This is a genomic window from Prauserella alba (genome assembly GCF_024171735.1).
Lineage (GTDB): Bacteria > Actinomycetota > Actinomycetes > Mycobacteriales > Pseudonocardiaceae > Prauserella > Prauserella alba.
The window spans coordinates 37,522-55,960 of sequence record NZ_JAMTCH010000007.1; the positions used below are offsets into that span (position 1 = coordinate 37,522).

Below are 18,439 nucleotides of genomic sequence, written 5' to 3' on the forward strand. Positions count from 1 at the left end.
GGTACAGCGAGGCGTTATCAAGGTAAACGACCGTGTGGGCGGACGGATACGGGCCGGTAACCACTCACCGTCGCTGAACTGCCGTGGTGTCGGCCACGTTCCGGTGACAGACAACACCCGGAGAGGTCGTCACCGGACCGGGAGAGCGTTGCCCGTCAGGCGTTCGCGCGCTGGATGACCCAGGTGCGGACCAGGCCGGCGCTGACGCCCGCGAGCGCGAGTACAGCCAGCAGCATCGGGATCGACGGTCCCCGTTCGTCCTCCGGTGCGGCCGAGGGCAGTGACGAGGCGTCGCCGGCCGTGCGCAGCTCCGCGTTCTCCGATGCGGGTCCCGTCGACCTGCCGTCGGGACCGGGGGCGGCGTCGCTGGCGGCCCGATCCGCCGCGTCCGCCGGTGAGCCGGGCCCGCCGGCACTGCCCAGTACGCCGAACTCGGGGTTGTAGCCGGGAATCTGGCCGCCGTAACGCAGGCCGGGCGCCGCGTCGAACATCGCGCCGCTGGCCACCGGGATTCCGGCGTACCGGAGCTCGGGCGACATCGCAGCGGGCGAGGCCAGCGCCGAGGCTCCGCCGTGACCGCCGGAGCCGGCACCCGATCCCCGTCCTTCGACGACGGGGCTGTTCGACTTGCGGTTACCCGTGCCGCCGTCGTCGGCTCCGCCGCCCGCTCCCCGGCCGGAATCGGAGCCCGCGTCGGATCCGGAATCACCGCCGGCGTTCGAGTCGTCATCGCCGCCACCGGGTGCCGGTTCCGACGGTTCGCCGGAGTCGTCACCGGGACCGGGCACGACGGCGCCGCGCCCGCCGAGCGTGTCGGCGGCCTTCCTGGCGCTGCGGGTGGCGCCGTCGACGGCGTCGTTCACCCCGTCGGCCACGGGTTCTCCGGCACCCGGGACGGGACGCACCGCGGTGTCGACCACGTTGACCGTCACCTTGCAGACGCCGCTGAGCAGCGAGCCGACCGTGTCCGTGACGACGCCGAGGTCGAGTGGCACGCCGAGCGCGGTGATGCCCTGGATCCGGTCGCCGGGTGCGGCCGTCACGGTCTCGCCGCAGCGCACCTGTTTGGTCTCGGCCACTGCGGTCGCGGGAGCGGCGATTCCCGCAGCCGCCGCGAGCACCAGCCCGGCCGTGGCCACGGCCGCCGGCTTCGCCACCGCCGAGGTCACCTTCGCGGTGGCGGGTCCATCCGCGCGGGTGGACCCGGCGTCGTCGCGGGCGCGGCCGTCGGCGTCACTGCCGGGTGTGCGCATCGGGGGCCTCCCCATGTCGGCTCATTGGGAACAACGAACCACACGGGCAGGCGTGACGGATGCCCTCCGATCAGGCGTTCTTCCGGGCGATCCACGCCCTGCTCAGGCCCGCGACGACCACCAGCAGCGCACCCACCGACAACACGAGCGGCGTGCGGTCGGTCTCCGCGGCCTGTGGCAGTGCCCTGGCCGTGCCGGACTTGCGTGCGGTGTTCTCCTGCTCACCGGGCCTGCTGCCCCGGTCGGGTGCGTCCATGCCGGGACCGACGGGAGCCTTCGGCACGGTGACGTTCGGGGCGGTGATGTCCGCCGACGGCGGCAGCGCGACGGGGCTGAGCGGCTCGGCGAACAGGCGCTGGTCGGCCGGGGGCGCCGGAGGGGTGTCCGGCGCAGGGGGCACGTCCGCATCGGGAACGTCGTCGCCGGCGCCAGGGTCCGGCCGGTCCGGGTCGGGTGCGGGTTCCGGTTCGGGCTGCGGATCGCCGGGCTGTTCCGGGTCGTCGCCGGGCTGTTCGGGTGACGGCTCGTCGGGAGTGAGGCCGTCGGTGACGTCACGGGTCGTCGCGCCGAGAGTGTTGACGGTGCCCTGCGCGGTGTCGCACACCTGGCCGAGCGAGTCGACCACGACGCCGGTCTCGTTCAGGCCCGCGCCTCGGAGGGTCTCCTTGAGTGGCAGCGACACGAGCGTGCCCTCGGACTCGGAACCGGTGCCGATCCCGGCGAGGCCCTCGGCACCCGCCGCGGCCCCCACGTCCACGGTCAGCGGTTCGCCGTTGTCGCCCTTGAGCGTGGCGTCGCACTCGCCCTCGATGACCTTCGGTGCCGTGTCCTGGCGTTCGGCGTCCCGGGCGGTGCTGCCGTCGGTCGCCGTGTCGTCGACCGCCGTGCTCTCGATACCGCCGGTCTCGACGTTGCCGTCGGCTGCCTGCGCCACTCCGCCGAAGCCGAGCGCGGCGATGCCGGCCGCCGCCGTCACGACGCCCGTGCGCACGACGCTCCTCCGCGCCGTCTTCCGCACGTTCCTCACGAGCCCCACCCTCGTTCCACTGCCTTGCCCGCCGACCGCTGCCCGCCTGCCTGCCGACAGCGCCGGCCTCGTCACTCTGCGCGGTCGCGCCGACTGCTCGGTGTCGTCCCGGGTGAAGGTACTCGATGGGTGTCGTGGGTGGTCGATACCCTCGGGCGATGGAGCTCGCTACGCGTGTCGGCGCGCACGTTCCCGACGACGACCCGTTGACCACGGCGGGTGAGGTCGGGGCGGACGCCGTCCAGTTCTTCCTCGCCGATCCGCAGGGGTGGAAGAAGCCGCAGCCGCATCCGCACGCGGAGGAGCTGGTCGCGAGCGACGTCGAGGTGTTCATCCACTCGCCGTACGTGCTGAACGTGGCGTCGCTGAACAACCGCATCCGCATCCCCTCGCGCAAGGGCGTGACGCAGCACGCGGAGGCGGCGGCGACGGTCGGCGCGCGGGGACTCGTCGTGCACGGCGGGCACGTGCGCAAGGGCGAGGATCCGGCGGAGGGCATCGCGAACTGGCGGAAGCTGTTCGAACGCACCACGTTCGACGTGCCGATCCTCATCGAGAACACGGCCGGAGGCGACGCCGCCATGGCGCGTGACCTGGACATGCTCGCTCGGTTGTGGGATGCGGTCGGTGAGTTCGGCGCGGGGTTCTGCCTCGACACGTGCCACGCCCACGCGGCGGGCTGGGACCTGACCACCGTCGTCGACGACGTCATGGCGATCACGGGGCGGATCGACCTGGTGCACCTGAACAACTCGCGCGACGAGGCCGGTTCGCAGCGTGACCGGCACGCGAACGTCGTCGGCGGGGCAGGAACGATCGACGCCGAGGTGTTGCGGGCCGTGGCGCTCGCCGCGCAGGCACCGGTGATCGTGGAGACTCCACCCGATGGCCAGCGAGACGACATCGGATACCTCCGCGGCTGACGGTCCGCGAGGCGGTTCCGGGCACGCAGCGTCCGCCGGCTCGGGGCTGTCGCCGTCGACCCGTGCCGCCGCGGCGGTGGCCATCCTGCTGTGCGGCATCACGTTGGTGTTCGGCCTGCTGAACAAGCACCGGTGCACCGGTCCGGCGTTCGACGAGAACGGCCGCAGCACGCCGAACTACGCCGAGCGCAACTTCCAGGACGCGTGCTACTCGGACATTCAGTTCCTCTGGCTCGGCAGGGGCGTCGACGACCACGTCTTCCCGTACGTCCACGGCGACATCACGGCCGAAGGGCAGCTGGTCGGCGGCACGCTGGAGTACCCGGTGCTGACCGGCATGCTGATCTGGGCAGGCGCCGCTCCCGCCGACACCGACGCCGGGTTCCTGCTCGGATCGGCCGCGGTGCTGGCGCCGTTCGGACTGCTCACGGCGTGGTTGCTGGGCAGGCTCGCCGGGTGGCGTGCGCTGCTGTGGGCGCTCGGTCCGCCGCTGGTGCTGTACGCGTTCCACAACTGGGATCTGCCCGTGGTCGCGGCGGCGGTGGCGGCGCTGTTCGTGGTGCGGGCTCTCCGCGGTTCGCTGCGCAGCCGCGCGGGGTGGGCGGCGGTTCTGCTCGGCGTGGGGGCGGCGTTGAAGCTGTACCCCGCCGTGTTCGTGGTGCCGCTGGCGCTGTACGTCTATGTGGAGAGCAGGCGCAGCCCGGACATCGGGAGGCGCAGCGCCGTGCGGGAGGCGCTGCGGGTGCCGCTGCTGGCGGGCGGGGTCGTGGCGGCCGTGAATCTGCCGTTCGCGCTGGCCGGGTTCGACGGCTGGTGGGCGTCCATCGAGTTCCAGGGGCAGCGCCAGGCGGACGGCACATCCAACTCGATCTGGTACTGGGGCGTGCGGCACCTGTTCTCCGGGGACGTGGCCTTCCAGCAGTTCACCGACGTCGTGTCGCCGGTTGCCGTGCTCGCCGCGCTGGCGCTCGCGTGCGGTGTCGGTTGGGAGCGGGCCCAGCGGGAGGGCAGCTTCCCGTTGCTGCAGGTGTGCGCTGCGGCGCTGTGCGGGTTCCTGCTGCTGCACAAGGTCCACTCGCCGCAGTACACGCTGTGGCTGTTGCCGATGTTTGTGCTGCTGCGCGTGCGGTGGGGGTGGATCGTCGCCTACCTGACGGCGGACGTGGCGATGGGCATCGGCGTCTTCCGCTGGTACGGCGACTTCGAACAGCCCATCGCGGAGGGTTTCGCGCCGCAGGCGGTCGTCATCGGAGTGTGGGGCAGGGCAGCGCTGCTGGCCGGGCTGTTCGTGGCGTTCCTGGCCGCCCGCGCGGTCACCGACCGCAGACCTGCCGGGCCGTCGCCGCTCGGTCAGGGACCGTTCGACCAGGACTCCCCCTTCGACCCGGACTCCCCCGTCGATGCAGGCTCCCCGTTCGACGCTCCGCCCCGTGACGTTCCGGGCGCCGATGCCGACTCCGCCGATGATCGTGCGGGGCCACGCCGGAGCAGCGACGACACTCGCGGCAGTACGACGGCGTCCCGCGCCCCCGACAGCACACCGCCCATCGGATCGTCATCGCCGGAACCGGGTCCCGAAGGGCATCGCACCGGATCCGCCGACGGCCGGTAGATCTCCCGCACGATCAACACACAGAGCGCGACGACCAGCAGATCGCGCACCACGACCGTCGCCAGGAACCAGTCGTCGGGCAGGCCCTTGTCCTCGACGTCGACGTAGGACAGCATTCGTGGCGCCCACACGAGCGCGTCGACGAGCATCCAGCTCAGCAGCAGCCGCCAGCGCGGGATCGCGAGCACCGCCAGCGGCACCAGCCACAGCGAGTACTGCGGACTCCACACCTTGTTCGTCAGCAGGAACACGGCCACGACGAGGAAACACAGTTGCGCCAGCCGCGGGCGTCGCGGTGCGGTCAGGGCCACGTACGCGACGCCGAGGCAGCCCAGCAGGAACAACGCGCCGCTGACGGTGTTGAGCACACTCGGTGTCTCGCCGGCTTCGAGTGGTCCGTCGAACCCGGCCCACCCCGTGAAGTACGAGATCACGTTGTAGATCGAGTCCGGGTCCATGGGGCGTTCGGTGTTGAGGCGGAAGAACTCGCGCCAGCCCTCGGTGAAGGCGGCGAGGAACGGCAGGTTCACCACCAGCCAGGTGCCCGCGGAGACCAGGGTCGTCCTGAGCCAGTCGCCGGTTCTGCCCGCCCGGATGCACAACACGAGCAGTGGGCCCAGAAGCAGCAGCGGATACAGCTTCGCCGCCGCCCCGAGGCCCAGGAGCACGCCCGCGACGACGGGTCTGTGACGGCTCCAGGCGAGCAGCCCGCACATGGCCAGCGCAACGGCGAGCGTGTCGAAGTTGGTGAACGCGTGCACGACGACCAGCGGCGAGATCGCCACCAGCGCCGCGTCCCACGGTCTGCGCCGGGCGATGCGCGCAGTGGCCCAGATCGTCGTCAGCCAGGCGGCGGCCAGCAGCAGCGCCGTGATGTTGAAGTACACCGCCACCGGCAGTGCCCCTGGCAACAGGCCCCTGTCGGCGACCCCCACCCAGCCGTGCGTGAGTTTCGCGTTGACCCACTGGAACAGCCCGGTCAGCACCGGGTACTCCATGTAGCGGCGTTGGAACTCTCCCTCGCCGACCTCTTCGCTCCAGTGCGTGACGTACGGGAACGTGTCCGGCTGGTCGAGACGTTCGGCGGTGTACAGCGGGACGATGTCGGAATAGCACATCGCCACGTACTGGCGGTTCGACTGCCAGTCCAGCTGCAGGTTGCCCGCGGCGTCCTCGTACTGCTGGATGCAGGCGGCCTTGCCGAACCACGACAGCATCAGCGCGATCACGCCGAGCAGCAGCCCGACCCGCAGTGGCGACCAGAACCAGTGCCTGCCGACGGCCGCGTGTTCGCCCAGCGGGCCGCCGAGCGGCGTGGTGGCTTTCGCGGCCAGCGGGTCGGTGTGGCTCGGGATCACCCGCTGTGACGGGTCCAGCGACGCCGTCTCGGGGGTCCCGGCCGGTTCAGCGCCGGCCGGTTCGGACGCGGCGGGGTCCGCATCGACCGTGCCCGGCGGATCCGGCTCGTCGCCGGAGCCGTTGTCCGTTCCGCCCGCCGAGCAGGCGTGCGACGAGGAAGAAGGCGTATCGCTGGGCACGCGTCGGATGTTACAAGCGGTAGCCGTGACGCTCCTGTAATGCGTCTCCCGCGATGCGGCCGTGCTTCCCGGGCCCTGGTCCGGACGAGGACCAGGGCCCGGGAAGCGTGGCGATACGGCCGGGTCGGATCAGCCGCCCGGCGGACCGCCGCCGTTGCCGTTGCCGTTGGCGGTGTCCGGGTCGTCCGCGCCGCCGCCCAGCCAGCCGCCGCCGTCGTCCTCACTCTCGGTGGGCTCGGCCGGGGAACTCGGCTCGGACGGCCGCCCGTGCGACGGTGGCGCCGACGACCGCGGAGGCGGGGACGGCGTGCTGCTCGGCTTCTGGCTGGTCGATTCCTGGGTGGAGGAGGGTTGCTCCGGTTCCTCCGGCGTGGCCGACGAGTCGTCCGTGACGGGTGCCTGAGCGGGCCCGAAGATCTCGTCGGCGGACAGGTCGCTGAACTCCTCGGGATCGAGCGGTTCGAGGTAGCGGTTCATGAACTCTTCCCAGATCGACCCCGGAAGACCGCTGCCGTAGATCGGGCTGCCGGCCGCGTCGCGGATCGGCTCGCCCCGGCCGGTGCCGACCCACGCGGACGCCGAGATCTGCGGCGAGTAGCCCACCATCCACGCCTGCGAGTTCTCGTCGGACTCGACGTCACCCTGGTCGTACTGGTGCGTACCGGTCTTGCCCGCGCACGAGTGATCGCCGGGGCACGACAGGTCCGAACCGGGCAGTACGTCGATCATCGACTCGGTGACGTTGCGCGAGATCTGCCGGTTCTTCTCCGGATCGGAGTCGAAGGCCTGCTCGCCCTTCTTCGCCGCAGGCGTCGTCTCGTCGAACAGCACCTCGCCGTCGGATGTTTCCAGCTTGGCCACGAAGTGGGTGTCGCGCTGGATGCCGTCGGCTGCGAACGTCGCGTACGCGCCTGCCATGTCCGTCGGCGTGACCTGGGTCTGGCCACCGCCGATGGAGATGTTGCCGTCGAGGCTGCCCATCGTCGGCTTCTCGCCGTGCTTCTCCGGGATGCCCGCGGCCTGCGCGGCCTCGGCCACCGCGCGGGGACCGACGTCGTTGGTCACCATGTCGTAGAACACGGTGTTGATGGAGCGTTCCATCGCTTCGCGGACCGTGCACGGGTTGCACTCCACGCCGCTCGAGTTGCCGACGGTGACGGTGCCGAACTGCCGCGGTGAGCTGCCGTCGTAGGTCGAGTACAGGCCCTTCTCGCCCTGCTGCAGCAACGCCGTGAAGTCGAACGGTTTGAACGACGATCCGGGGTTGCGCTGGACGTTGCCCCAGTCCATCTCGTCGACACCGGGTTCGTTCGGACCGCCGTAGTAGGCACGTACCCCGCCGCTCTTCGGGTCGACGGCGACGAGCGCCTTGCGAAGCTCCTTCGGCTGATCCTTCATCACCTCGTTGACCGATTCCTTGGCCGCCTTCTGGGCCCGTTTGTCGATCGTGGTGTAGATCTTGTAGCCGCCGGTCTGGATCTTCTCCTGCGAGTAGCCCTTCGCGGCGAGTTCGGCCATCACCCGGTTCTTGATGAACGCGTCAGGGCCCGTCAGCGCCTCCGGCCTCGCCTTCTCGTCGGGGATCAGCTGCGGCGGTTTCGCGGCGTTGCGCTCCTGCTTGGACAGCCACTTGTTGGCCACCATCTGGTCCATCACGTAGGACCAGCGTTGCTCCCGGACCTGTTCGTCCTCGACCCGGCCCGGCTGCTGGATCATCCCCGCCAGCAGCGCCGCCTCCGAGGCGTTCAGGTCCTTCGCGCTCTTGCCGTAGTACGACTGTGCCGCCGTCTCGATGCCGTACGCACCGCGTCCGAAGTAGATGGTGTTCAGGTACGCGGTGATGATCTCGGCCTTGGACTGCTCGTTGTTCATCTTGAACGACTTGACGAGCTCGGTCCATTTCCGCGTGTACGAGTATTCGTCGTTGTCGGTCGCGACCTTGACGTACTGCTGGCTGATGGTCGAACCACCGCCGGTGCCACCCGTCGCCTGGTTCCACACGGCGCGCAGGATGCCCGTGACGTCGAAGCCCGAGTTGGTCTCGAACGTGGCGTCCTCCGCCGCGTACGCCGCGTGCTTGACGGTGTCCGGGATGTCCTCCGGTTGCAGGATGACGCGCCTGCCCTCGGGAGGCGCCTCCTCGGCCATCTTCTCGCCGCCCGCGTAGTAGTAGTTGACGACCTTGCCCTGCTGGGCGGCCACCTCTTCCGGCGTCGGCACGTCGACCATGAAGTACGTCACGACGAACGCGATCGCGGGCAGTACGACGAACACGCCGACACCGGCGTAGATCGTGCGCCGGATCCGCCGCCAGCGGCGCTTCTTGCGCTGGGCGGGGGTGAGGAGCTTCTTGCCCTTGCGGCCGGTGGGTTCCTCGTCGTCGGGTCCGACGCCGCCCTCGGCGTGTGAGGCCGAGGCCGCCGGCGCCACGTCGTCCGAGAAGCCGTCCTCGTCGTAGGCGCCGGTGAGCGGGTCGGCCCGGTAGGCCTCATGGCCGTACGGGTCGGAGTAGTCACGCCTGCCGTAACCCTGGTGTGTGATCAGTCCCGGGTCGGGCTGTTCGGACGCGTGCGCCGCGTATCCGCCCGCGGCCGCGCCCGCCGCGCCGGCACCGGCCGCTCCCGCCGCCGCGGCACCGGGGCGGCGGGAGCGCTCCCCGGGGTGTCCCTCGGGACGGCGGTCGTCGGGCCTGCGCTGTTGGTCGGGGCGGCGCGGGCCGGGCTCGCGCTGCTCGCCGGGACGCTGATCCGGATGGCGCTGGTCGTCCGGACCACGCTGCCCGCGGCGGGACTGGTCCGCACCACCGGGCGGTGGCGCCTGCCTGCGGCGCGGATCCTGCTGCGGGTCAACCGGGCGGCCCTGCCGTTCGGGTGGCCGCTGCGACTCGGGAGGGCGCTGCGACTCGGGGGGCCGCTGTCCTTCGGGTGGCCGCTGGGGCTGCCGGGGCGGCCTGCCTTCGGGTGAGGCGTGCCTGCCGCCGCGGTCGCTCTCGGCGTCCGGCCAAGCGGGCGGCGGCTGCTGTCCGGGGTTGCGGGGCTGCCCGGACTGCTGCGGTGGCCTGCCGGCCTGTGGGCCGCCCCGGGGCTGCCGCGGCTGGTCGGGTTGCCCGGGTTGCTGGGGCCCGCGGGGAGGCTGCTGACCGGAGTCCTGCGGCGGGCGCTGGCCGCGCGGTGGCTGTCCCTCCTGCGGCGGACGCTGGTGCTGCGGCGGCCGCGGGGGGCGCTGGGGATGCTGCTGCCCTGGCTGCTGAGGCGGCCCGGATCGCCGAGGCTGATCGCCCTGCGGTGCCTGTCGCGGCCCACGCGGAGGTCTCGGCGGTTCGTCCGCTCCGTCACCGGGCCATTGCGGAGCGTCACCGGCGTCGGGGCGCCGGGGGCGCTGGCGGCCCGGTTCCTGTTCCGGCCAGCCGTGATTTCCCTGGTCGTTCACTCAAGACCCTCCCAGATCGGCGCGTCGGGGAACGCCGTTCTGCGGACCCAACCCTCTCGTGTGAGCGGCCGGGGACACCTTGGCCCCGGCCGCGTGGTCGCGGTCGTCACGTCGTCACTGTCCCGCGGTCCTCCGTGTGTTCCGCGTAGGGCGGGGAACCCGCTCCGGTGTCTCGGCCGTCCCGAGGACGTATGAGAGCACCAAGTGGTTCCACGCGCACGCGCGGCAGACCTCTACGACGTAGACGGTGAACTCGGCGAAAAGCAAGGCCATGCGCTCGAGTTCGTCCGGCTTCCTCGCCGAACCCGCTGCGTGCTTGAGCTCGTCGCCGAACACCCAGCTGACCTGCGCCAGGGAGTGCTTGCCGCACACCGGGCAGGCGTCGTCGTCAGGCACGCCGTGGAATTTGGCTGCCTGCAGCAACTGCGGGGTGGCGTCGCAGACGTCCATGGCGCTGGCCCGTCCCGTCCGGAACTCGGCCAGCAACGCACGGCGCTGAAGCGCGTAGTCGACGACTTGCCGCTGGTTCTGCACCTCAACAGAGTACGTGGTTCCCGACGATTGGCCACGGGCCGTTCGACGTGAGGCGCTGCCGCGGCGAGGCGACACGCCGCCGCAGCGGATAACGGTCGGATGACGGTTGATTGTTGTCAGAGTGACTCCGCGGTTAGTTACGCCACTGCGATGTATCAACGCGATATAATGAGCCGGTACATTGGGTCGTAGTCATCCGGTGGTGCTGGTCACCAGCCAGGGCGCAACGCCGGGCGACGCCGATTCGTTCCCGAAGGGGGTGCCCGTGTGCTCGAGTTCGCAATTCTCGGTCTGTTGCACGAGGCCCCTATGCACGGCTATGTGCTGCGGAAACGCCTCCACGAATCGTTGGGGATGTTCCGCACGTTCAGCTACGGATCGCTGTATCCGACACTGCGCCGGATGCAGCGGGCCGGCTGGATCGCCGAGGACACGGCCGAGGCGGACGCCGCGGCCGGCCCGGCGAGCGCCCCCGCGCAGGCTGCGCACGCCTCCGCCACGACGCCGTGGAACCGCAGGGCGAGCAAGTCCAAGCGCGTGTACAAGCTCACGGCGGAGGGCAAGGAGCGGTTCGGCGAACTGCTCGCCGACGCCGGTCCTCAGACATGGGACGACGAGGGTTTCGGCGTCCATCTGACGTTCTTCTCACGCACGCCCGCCGATGTCCGTATGCGGATCCTGGAGGGCAGGCGCAGGCGGGTCGAGGAGCGCCGCGAAGGTCTTCGGGCAGCGTTGGCCAGGGCCGAGGAAAAGATCGATCGCTACACCCGCGAGCTGCACGAGTTGGGACTCGAGACCAGCGAGCGGGAGGTGCGCTGGCTCAACGAGCTCATCGCGCATGAAAAAGCCGAGCAGGAGACGTCGACACAGGCGACCACTCGGCGTGACCCAGGTAGTACGGAACACGAGTAAGGGAGATACCGGCATGGGCGAGAATCGCCGCGTGAGGGTGGCCATCGCGGGTGTTGGCAACTGTGCGGCCTCGCTGGTTCAGGGTGTGCACTACTACCGCGACGCCGACAAGGGTTCGCGTGTTCCCGGCTTGATGCACGTCCAGTTCGGCGGCTATCACATCAGTGACATCGACTTCGTCGCCGCGTTCGACGTGGACGCCAAGAAGGTCGGCCAGGACCTGTCCGAGGCCGTTCTCGCCAGTGAGAACAACACGATCAAGATCTGTGACGTGCCGCCGCTCGGTGTGCCCGTGCAGCGGGGCCACACGCTCGACGGGCTCGGCAAGTACTACCGCGAGACCATCGAGGAGTCCGACGAGGCGCCGGTCGACGTCGTCGCCGCGCTGAAGGCCGCCGAGGTCGACGTGCTGGTGTCGTACCTGCCGGTGGGTTCGACGGAGGCGACCGAGTTCTACGCGCAGGCCGCCATCGACGCGGGTGTCGCGTTCGTCAACGCCATCCCGGTCTTCATCGCCTCCGACCCGGTGTGGGCGGAGAAGTTCGAGAAGGCCGGCGTGCCGATCGTCGGTGACGACATCAAGTCGCAGGTCGGCGCGACGATCACGCACCGGGTGCTGGCGAAGCTGTTCGAGGACCGTGGGGTGCAGCTCGACCGCACCATGCAGCTGAACGTCGGCGGCAACATGGACTTCCTCAACATGAAGGAGAACGAGCGTCTCGAGTCGAAGAAGATCTCGAAGACGCAGGCCGTCACCTCGCAGGTCGAGCGCGACATGGGCAAGTCGAACGTGCACGTCGGCCCTTCGGACCACGTCGCGTGGCTGTCCGACCGCAAGTGGGCCTACGTGCGGCTCGAGGGCCGCGCCTTCGGCGACGCGCCGCTGAACATGGAGTACAAGCTCGAGGTGTGGGACTCCCCCAACTCGGCGGGCATCATCATCGACGCGCTGCGGGCGGCGAAGATCGCCAAGGACCGCGGCTTCGGTGGTCCGGTGCTGTCGGCGTCCTCGTACTTCATGAAGTCGCCGCCGGTGCAGTACGACGACTGGACGGCCCGCGACGCGGTGGAGAAGTTCATCGACCCCGAGGGCGACAAGTAGGCACGACCGCGATTCTCCCGTGCGTGAGGTGGAGCCGCGGGAGACGAACGTTTCGGTGAGCGGAGCGGGTGCGGTCGCGCCCGCTCCGTTTTCGCGTGTCCTGCGCTCGGCCCCGCGTGTTCCGCATTCGGTACGCCGTGTCCTGCGCTCAGTCACGCGTGTTCTGCACTCCCGTCTTCCGGCCACCGCCTCCGATGACGCGGCACTCGCGATTGCGTCGTCGCGAGCGCTGCGGTCCCGACCGGCGAGCGCCGCTCGGGCTGCCCAGCTACAACCCCAGCGCGGCGGGCAGTTCGGTGATGCCGTCGAGGGTGTGGTGCGTCCTGGCGACGACCGTCTCGTCCGGTGGGTAGTGCGGATTGGGCACCGTGAACACGGTCATGCCTGCGGCCAATGCCGCCTGTAGTCCACTGGTCGAGTCCTCGACGGCCGCGCAGTCCCGCGCGGCAATCCCCAATTGCGACGCCGCTTCGAGGTAGACGTCGGGTGCCGGCTTGCCCTTGGCGACCTGTTCGCTCGACACCGCCACCGGCACCCGCTCGGCCAACCCGGTGGCGGCCAGGAATGACTCGATGAGCACCGGCGGTGACGAGCTGGCGATGGCCACCGGGTATCGCGAGGCGACCCGGTTCAGCGTCTCGGGCGCGCCCGGCAGCACGGGTGGTGCGCCCGCGTAGCGGTTGCGCATCTCGTCGATCACCGTGCGGGCCACCTCGTCGGGCGTGAGCTCGACGCCGACCTCGGTGACGAGGTATTCGGCCCATTCCGGGGTGCTCATGCCCTGCATCGCGCGGGTGGCCTCGCCGTTCCAGGTGCCGCCGTGTTCGGCGGCCACCGACCGCCGGACCTCGTCCCACAGCTGCTCGGAGTCGACGAGTACTCCGTCCATGTCGAACACGACCGCCTGCATGACTGAATCCTAGGCAGTCACGCGACACATGTCCCGTCGCACGGCGGTGGGCGACGGGCCGGCTGACCCGCGGCGGGCTTCGGAGCGTCCCCGAGTGCGTGAGCGAACTTACTTCGCATACCTAAGCTATTTTGATTAGCATAGCTAACTGGAACGTTCGCTCCGGACACCACATCGACATCCGCATCAGGAGGTTCGCGCCGATGAGTGAGCAGCATTCGCTGCTGTCGGCCGTCAAAGGTCAGCCGAAACAGGTCTGGATCACCGCGTTCGCCGCGGTCATCGCGTTCATGGGGATCGGCCTCGTCGACCCGATCCTGCTGTCGATCGCCGAGGGGCTCGACGCGACGCCGCAGCAGACGACGCTGCTGTTCTCGTCGTATCTGGCGATCCAGGTCGTCGCGATGCTGTTCACGAGCGCGGCGAGTGCGCGGTTCGGCGCTAAGCGCACCGTCGTCGTGGGCCTGACGCTGATCGTGCTGGCCACCGCGCTGTGCGCCGCGGCGGGTTCGATCGAGCAGCTGATCGGCCTGCGCGCCGTGTGGGGTCTCGGGAATGCGCTGTTCATCGCGACGGCGCTGTCGGTGATCGTGGGCGCGGCCGCGGGCGGTCAGTCGGGCGCGATCCTGCTGTACGAGGCGGCGCTCGGTCTCGGACTGTCCGTCGGCCCGCTGCTCGGGGCGCTGCTCGGTCATCTGTCGTGGCGGGGACCGTTCATGGGCACGGCGGTCCTCATGGGCGCGGCGCTCGTGCTGTGCGCGGTGTTCCTGAAGAGTGACACGGGGCAGGTGCGGCCCCGGGTGAGGCTGCTCGACCCGCTGCGGGCCCTCGGTCACGGCGCGCTGTTGCGGACCTCGATCGGGTCGGCCCTGTACACGGCCGGGTTCTTCGCGGTGCTGGCGTGGTCTCCGTTCGTGCTCGAGTGGGGCGCGATCGAGATCGGGTTGATCTTCTTCGGCTGGGGATTGTGCGTGGCGATCGCGGGCGTGGTGCTCGCACCGCGGTTGGCCGCGCGGCTCGGCGAACGGCACGCGACGGCACTGGCCGTCGCGGGCTATGCGGTGCTGCTGCTGGTGATGGTGGTTCCCAGCAAGACGGTGCTGGTGGTGGCGATCGTCGTCAGCGGTCTGATCTCCGGGCTGTTGAACACGTTGTTCACCGGGACGGCGATGTCGATCAGCGATGCGCCGCGCCCGGTCGCCAGCGCGGGGTACAACTTCTGCCGCTGGCTCGGCGGTGCCGCCGCGGCGACGCTCGTCGGGCACATCGCCGAGTGGTTCGGGTTCGACCGTGCGCCGTTCCTGGCCGCGGCGGTGCTGTCGGCGATCGCCGCCGGGTTGCTGCTGGTGCCCGCCGGCGGTAAGGACATCACCCAGGTGCCTGCGGAAGCCGCTCTGGTGGGTGAGGAGGTCTGAACGTGTGCGGCCCCGGGTTCTCCCGTCGTTCACCTCGTGGACGAGAGGGACTCAAGTTCGGCACCTAACGTCACTGCTGTTCCCCTGACCGAGTGACTGGAGGCCGCGTGTCCGCCAAGCCTGGGCGACTGCTCCCACTGCTGACTACCCACCGAACCGGCCGTTCCCCGGTGACGTGCGAATACCGGTGCGGCAATCAGTGTTCCCACCCAGCCCCGAACACCTCCGACAACGAATACTTCGGCGACGTCGTCCGAGGCGTCATGTCCCGGCGCGGAGCGTTGCGCGCCGGTGGCGTCATGGCGGCAACGGCCGCCGGATTCGCCGCGCTGTCGGGCACCGCCGCGGCCGAGGTGCCCGCGCTGGCCGCGAACCCCGGCCGCGGCAACGGCCACGGCCGCCCCGGCGGGCGCCCCGTTCCCGGCACCGACTTCGACCCCGTCGCGCCGAACACCCGGGACGCCGTGACCGTCCCGGACGGCTACGAGCAGCAGGTCGTCATCCGCTGGGGCGACCCCGTGGTGCCGGGTGCGCCCGCGTTCGACGTGAACGACCAGACGGCGGCGGCGCAGGCGAAGCAGTTCGGCTACAACAACGACTTCGTCGGCCTCATCCCGCAGGACGGCTCCGGCAAGCGCAACTTCCTGGTGGTCAATCACGAGTACACCACCGAGACGGAGATGTTCCCCGAAGGGACCTACGACGAGGAGAACCCGACCGAGGAGCAGGTCCGCATCGCGTGGGCCGCCCACGGCCTCTCCGTGGTCCAGGCCGACCGCACCCGCGACGGCGGACTCGAGGTCAAGCCCAGCCGATACAACCGCCGCATCACGATCGACACCGAGTTCGAGGTGCGCGGGCCCGCGGCGGGTTCGGACCTGTTGAAGACGTCCGCGGACCCGACGGGCACGGTCGTGCGCGGTACGCAGAACAACTGCGCGGGCGGCGTCACCCCGTGGGGCACGGTGCTTTCCGGTGAGGAGAACGTCCACCAGTACTTCGCGGGTGCGGAGAAGGTCGACGACCCGGTGACCGCCGAGCGGCTGCAGCGCTACGGCTTCCCCGAGGGCGCGAGCACCCGCAAGTGGGAGCGGTTCGACAAGCGCTGGGACCTCGGTCAGGAGCCCAACGAGGCGAACCGTTTCGGCTGGGTCGTCGAGGTCGACCCGAACGACCCGAACGCGAAGCCGATCAAGCACACCGCGCTGGGCCGGTTCAAGCACGAGGCCGCCAACGTCAAGATCGCGCGGGACGGCCGGGTGGTCGTCTACTCCGGTGACGACGAGCGGTTCGACTACATCTACAAGTTCGTCTCCAAGGGCCGGTACAAGCCGGGTCGCAGTGCGCACGCCCGCAGGCACAACATGGCCCTGCTGGACGAGGGCACGCTGTACGTCGCCACGTTCACCGGCAACAGCCCGGAGGAGGAGATCGACGGCAGTGGCACGCTCCCCTCGGACGGCGAGTTCGACGGCACCGGCGAATGGATCGCGCTCGCCAGCGGAAACGAATCCCTTGTGGAGGGTTTCACCGCCGAGGAGGTGTACGTCTTCACGCGCCTGGCCGCCGACAAGGTGGGTGCCACGAAGATGGACCGGCCCGAGGACATCGAGCCGAACCCGGTCACCGGCCGCATCTACGCCGCGCTGACCAACAACAGCGACCGCGGTGCCGCGGGCAAGGCCGATGCCGACGAGCCGAACCCGCGGGACGGCAACAAGAACGGCCACGTCCTCGAATGGGACGAGGACGGCACGGAAACGAAGTTCCGCTGGCGGCTGCTGCTCGTGTGCGGCGACCCCGAGGCCGCCGACACGTACTTCGGCGGGTTCGACAAGAGCCAGGTCAGCCCGATCTCGTGTCCCGACAACCTGGCCTTCGACGGCTACGGCAACCTGTGGGTCTCCACCGACGGCAATGAGCTCGGCTCCAACGACGGCCTGTTCTCCGTGCCGGTCACGGGCCCGAACCGGGGTCAGGTGAAGCAGTTCCTGACCGTGCCCGTGGGGGCGGAGACGTGCGGTCCGGTGGTGCGTGACGACATCGTGCTCGTGGCCGTGCAGCACCCCGGTGAGGGTGGCGAGCCCGGTTCGAACTGGCCCGACGGCGGCCACGCCCGGCCGGCGATCGTCGCGGTCCGTAAGTCCGACGGCGGCCGCATCGGCGTCTGACCCACCCCGATCGGGCGATCCGGTTTTGCCCCCAAGGGCACTTTGGTTGCATTGAACGCAACCAAAGTGCCCTTGGGGGCACGTCGCTGCCTACGCCGCGTCATGCCTCGGCGAGGAACCGTTCCACGGACGTGGCGAGCGCGACCGGGGTCTCGTCGATGCCGTAGTGGCCCGCGTTCGCGAGCTCTTCCAGTTCCGCCTTCGGGTACCACTCGGCGAACGTCGCCTTCATCGTGTCCGGGCCGAGCGCCGGGTCGTGTTCCCCGGCGATCACCTTGATCGGAACGTCGCTTCCCGTGATGCGCTCGTGGAAATCGGTGCCGCTCCAGGCTTCGAAGTAGGCGGCGACGGCGTCGCGCTCGGCGGCCTCGAGCGAGTGCTGCACGACGGCGTCGAGCCAGGTGCCGGTGAGGCGGCTTCCGGTGGTGAAGTCCACGATCGCGCGCCGATTGTCCGGCGAGTCGGCGGCGCCGGCGAACAGCTGCCTGCTCTGTTCGTCCAGCGGCACGCCGCTCGCGGGAACCGGCGAGATGCCGACCATCGCGCGTACGCGCCCTGGAGCCTCGGCGTAGACGTACTGCATCACGCTGCCGCCCATCGAGTGGCCGATCAGGGAGAACCTGTTGGCGCCGAGCTCGTCGGCCAGCGCCAGCACATCGGCCGCGGCTTCGGCGATGCTGTAGTCGCCGGACTCGCCGCGCCGGTCGCCGTAGCCGCGGTAGTCGTGGAAGACGTAGGTGAACCGCTCGCGGTCGAGGTGGGGCTCCAACGCCGTCCACGCTCCGCTGGAGCCGAACCATCCGTGCAGTGCGATGACGACGTGTTCGCCGCTGCCGACCTTACGCATGCCGTGTTCCTCCTCGATCGTCGTTGATCTCGCTGCCCAAGCCTGGCACACGCGTGATTACCGTGGTGTCCATGACCGATCGCCCACTCGCACTCGTCACCGGATCCTCCCGCGGTATCGGCGCCGCCGTCGCTCGCTCCCTCGCCGACACCCATCGGGTCCTGCTCGGTGGCAGGGACGAGGCGGCACTGGCGGCCCTCTCGGCCGACCTGCCCGATGCCCGGCCCTGGGCCGTCGACCTGTCCGACGAGGCCGCCGTCGCCGACGCCGCGGCGCGGATCGACCGGCTCGACGTACTCGTCCACTCCGCCGGTGTCGCCCGGCTCGGCGATGTGGTCGATTCGCCCGCCGAGTCGTGGCGCGCCAACTTCGAGGTCAACGTCGTCGCGGTGGCGGAGCTGACCCGGCTGCTGCTGCCCGCACTGCGCAGCGCCCACGGTCACGTCGTGGTGATCAATTCCGGGCAGGGACTGTCGGCGCGCGAGGGCTGGGGGCCGTACGCGGCGAGCAAGTTCGGTGCCCGCGCGTTCGCGGACGCACTGCGCGCCGAGGAGGAGCCGAACGGGCTGCGCGTGACGTCGGTGTACCCCGGCAGGACGGACACCGAGATGCAGCAGGCCGTCGTCGCGGGTGAGGGTGGCGAGTACCGGCCGGAGAAGTACCTGCGGCCGGAGTCCGTCGCGGGAGCGGTGTCCGCAGCGGTGCTGGCAGGCGCCGACGCCCACCTCACCGACATCACCGTCCGTCCGCGGCCCCACCGGTAGGT

The 18,439-nt window shown here is 70.3% G+C and carries 13 protein-coding genes and 1 pseudogene; 7 read left to right on the top strand and 7 right to left on the bottom strand.

Going from position 1 to position 18,439, the window contains the following annotated elements:
- Window positions 1-155 precede the first annotated feature (155 nt).
- Together LY12_RS22190 and LY12_RS22195 are read right to left on the bottom strand one after the other, a co-directional pair.
- Entirely contained in the window at window positions 156-1,268 is a 1,113-nt protein-coding gene (locus LY12_RS22190) for a hypothetical protein (protein WP_253859396.1), read from the bottom strand.
- Between the two features lie 55 nt (window positions 1,269-1,323).
- Window positions 1,324-2,280, bottom strand: coding sequence for a hypothetical protein (locus LY12_RS22195; protein WP_253859398.1), 957 nt, complete (start codon window positions 2,278-2,280; stop codon window positions 1,324-1,326).
- Between the two features lie 158 nt (window positions 2,281-2,438).
- Between LY12_RS22195 and LY12_RS22200 the strand changes: the two genes are divergently transcribed.
- Both LY12_RS22200 and LY12_RS22205 read left to right on the top strand, forming a co-directional pair.
- The gene (locus LY12_RS22200) at window positions 2,439-3,203 is read left to right on the top strand and encodes a deoxyribonuclease IV (RefSeq protein ID WP_253859400.1); all 765 of its coding nucleotides are present in this window, start codon (window positions 2,439-2,441) and stop codon (window positions 3,201-3,203) included.
- Between the two features lie 337 nt (window positions 3,204-3,540).
- Window positions 3,541-4,233 (top strand): annotated as a pseudogene (locus LY12_RS22205) (glycosyltransferase 87 family protein); the annotation flags it as partial.
- A gap of 320 nt (window positions 4,234-4,553) precedes the next feature.
- Here LY12_RS22205 and LY12_RS22210 read toward each other — a convergent pair.
- From LY12_RS22210 to LY12_RS22220, 3 genes are all read right to left on the bottom strand, one after another.
- A complete protein-coding gene (locus tag LY12_RS22210; RefSeq protein WP_253859655.1) occupies window positions 4,554-6,191 on the bottom strand; it encodes a glycosyltransferase family 87 protein in 1,638 nt (545 codons plus the stop codon).
- A 291-nt stretch (window positions 6,192-6,482) separates the two neighbouring features.
- Window positions 6,483-9,782: a transglycosylase domain-containing protein gene (locus tag LY12_RS26165; protein WP_253859402.1), complete on the bottom strand. Its 3,300-nt coding sequence runs from the start codon at window positions 9,780-9,782 to the stop codon at window positions 6,483-6,485.
- A gap of 114 nt (window positions 9,783-9,896) precedes the next feature.
- Entirely contained in the window at window positions 9,897-10,316 is a 420-nt protein-coding gene (locus LY12_RS22220; RefSeq protein WP_253859404.1) for a DUF5318 family protein, read from the bottom strand.
- A gap of 267 nt (window positions 10,317-10,583) precedes the next feature.
- Here LY12_RS22220 and LY12_RS22225 point away from each other — a divergent pair, with 267 nt between their 5' ends.
- Window positions 10,584-11,228: a PadR family transcriptional regulator gene (locus LY12_RS22225; RefSeq protein ID WP_253859406.1), complete on the top strand. Its 645-nt coding sequence runs from the start codon at window positions 10,584-10,586 to the stop codon at window positions 11,226-11,228.
- Between the two features lie 13 nt (window positions 11,229-11,241).
- Complete coding sequence (locus LY12_RS22230; RefSeq protein ID WP_253859407.1) at window positions 11,242-12,330, top strand: inositol-3-phosphate synthase; 1,089 nt, start codon at window positions 11,242-11,244, stop codon at window positions 12,328-12,330.
- Window positions 12,331-12,598: 268 nt separating this feature from the next.
- Here LY12_RS22230 and LY12_RS22235 read toward each other — a convergent pair whose 3' ends face one another.
- A complete protein-coding gene (locus LY12_RS22235) occupies window positions 12,599-13,240 on the bottom strand; it encodes an HAD family hydrolase (protein ID WP_253859408.1) in 642 nt (213 codons plus the stop codon).
- A gap of 203 nt (window positions 13,241-13,443) precedes the next feature.
- On the opposite strand from LY12_RS22235, the gene LY12_RS22240 reads away from it, so the two are divergent.
- Together LY12_RS22240 and LY12_RS22245 are read left to right on the top strand one after the other, a co-directional pair.
- Window positions 13,444-14,655, top strand: coding sequence for an MFS transporter (locus LY12_RS22240; RefSeq protein ID WP_253859409.1), 1,212 nt, complete (start codon window positions 13,444-13,446; stop codon window positions 14,653-14,655).
- A gap of 107 nt (window positions 14,656-14,762) precedes the next feature.
- Window positions 14,763-16,826 carry a PhoX family protein gene (locus tag LY12_RS22245; RefSeq protein ID WP_253859410.1) on the top strand — a complete coding sequence of 688 codons (2,064 nt, stop codon included), beginning with the start codon at window positions 14,763-14,765 and terminating at the stop codon, window positions 16,824-16,826.
- 100 nt (window positions 16,827-16,926) lie between these two features.
- Here the strand turns inward: LY12_RS22245 and LY12_RS22250 are convergent, their stop codons facing one another.
- Entirely contained in the window at window positions 16,927-17,673 is a 747-nt protein-coding gene (locus LY12_RS22250; protein WP_253859411.1) for an alpha/beta fold hydrolase, read from the bottom strand.
- Window positions 17,674-17,744: 71 nt separating this feature from the next.
- Between LY12_RS22250 and LY12_RS22255 the strand changes: the two genes are divergently transcribed.
- A complete protein-coding gene (locus LY12_RS22255) occupies window positions 17,745-18,437 on the top strand; it encodes an SDR family oxidoreductase (RefSeq protein WP_253859412.1) in 693 nt (230 codons plus the stop codon).
- The last annotated feature ends 2 nt before the right edge of the window (window positions 18,438-18,439 follow it).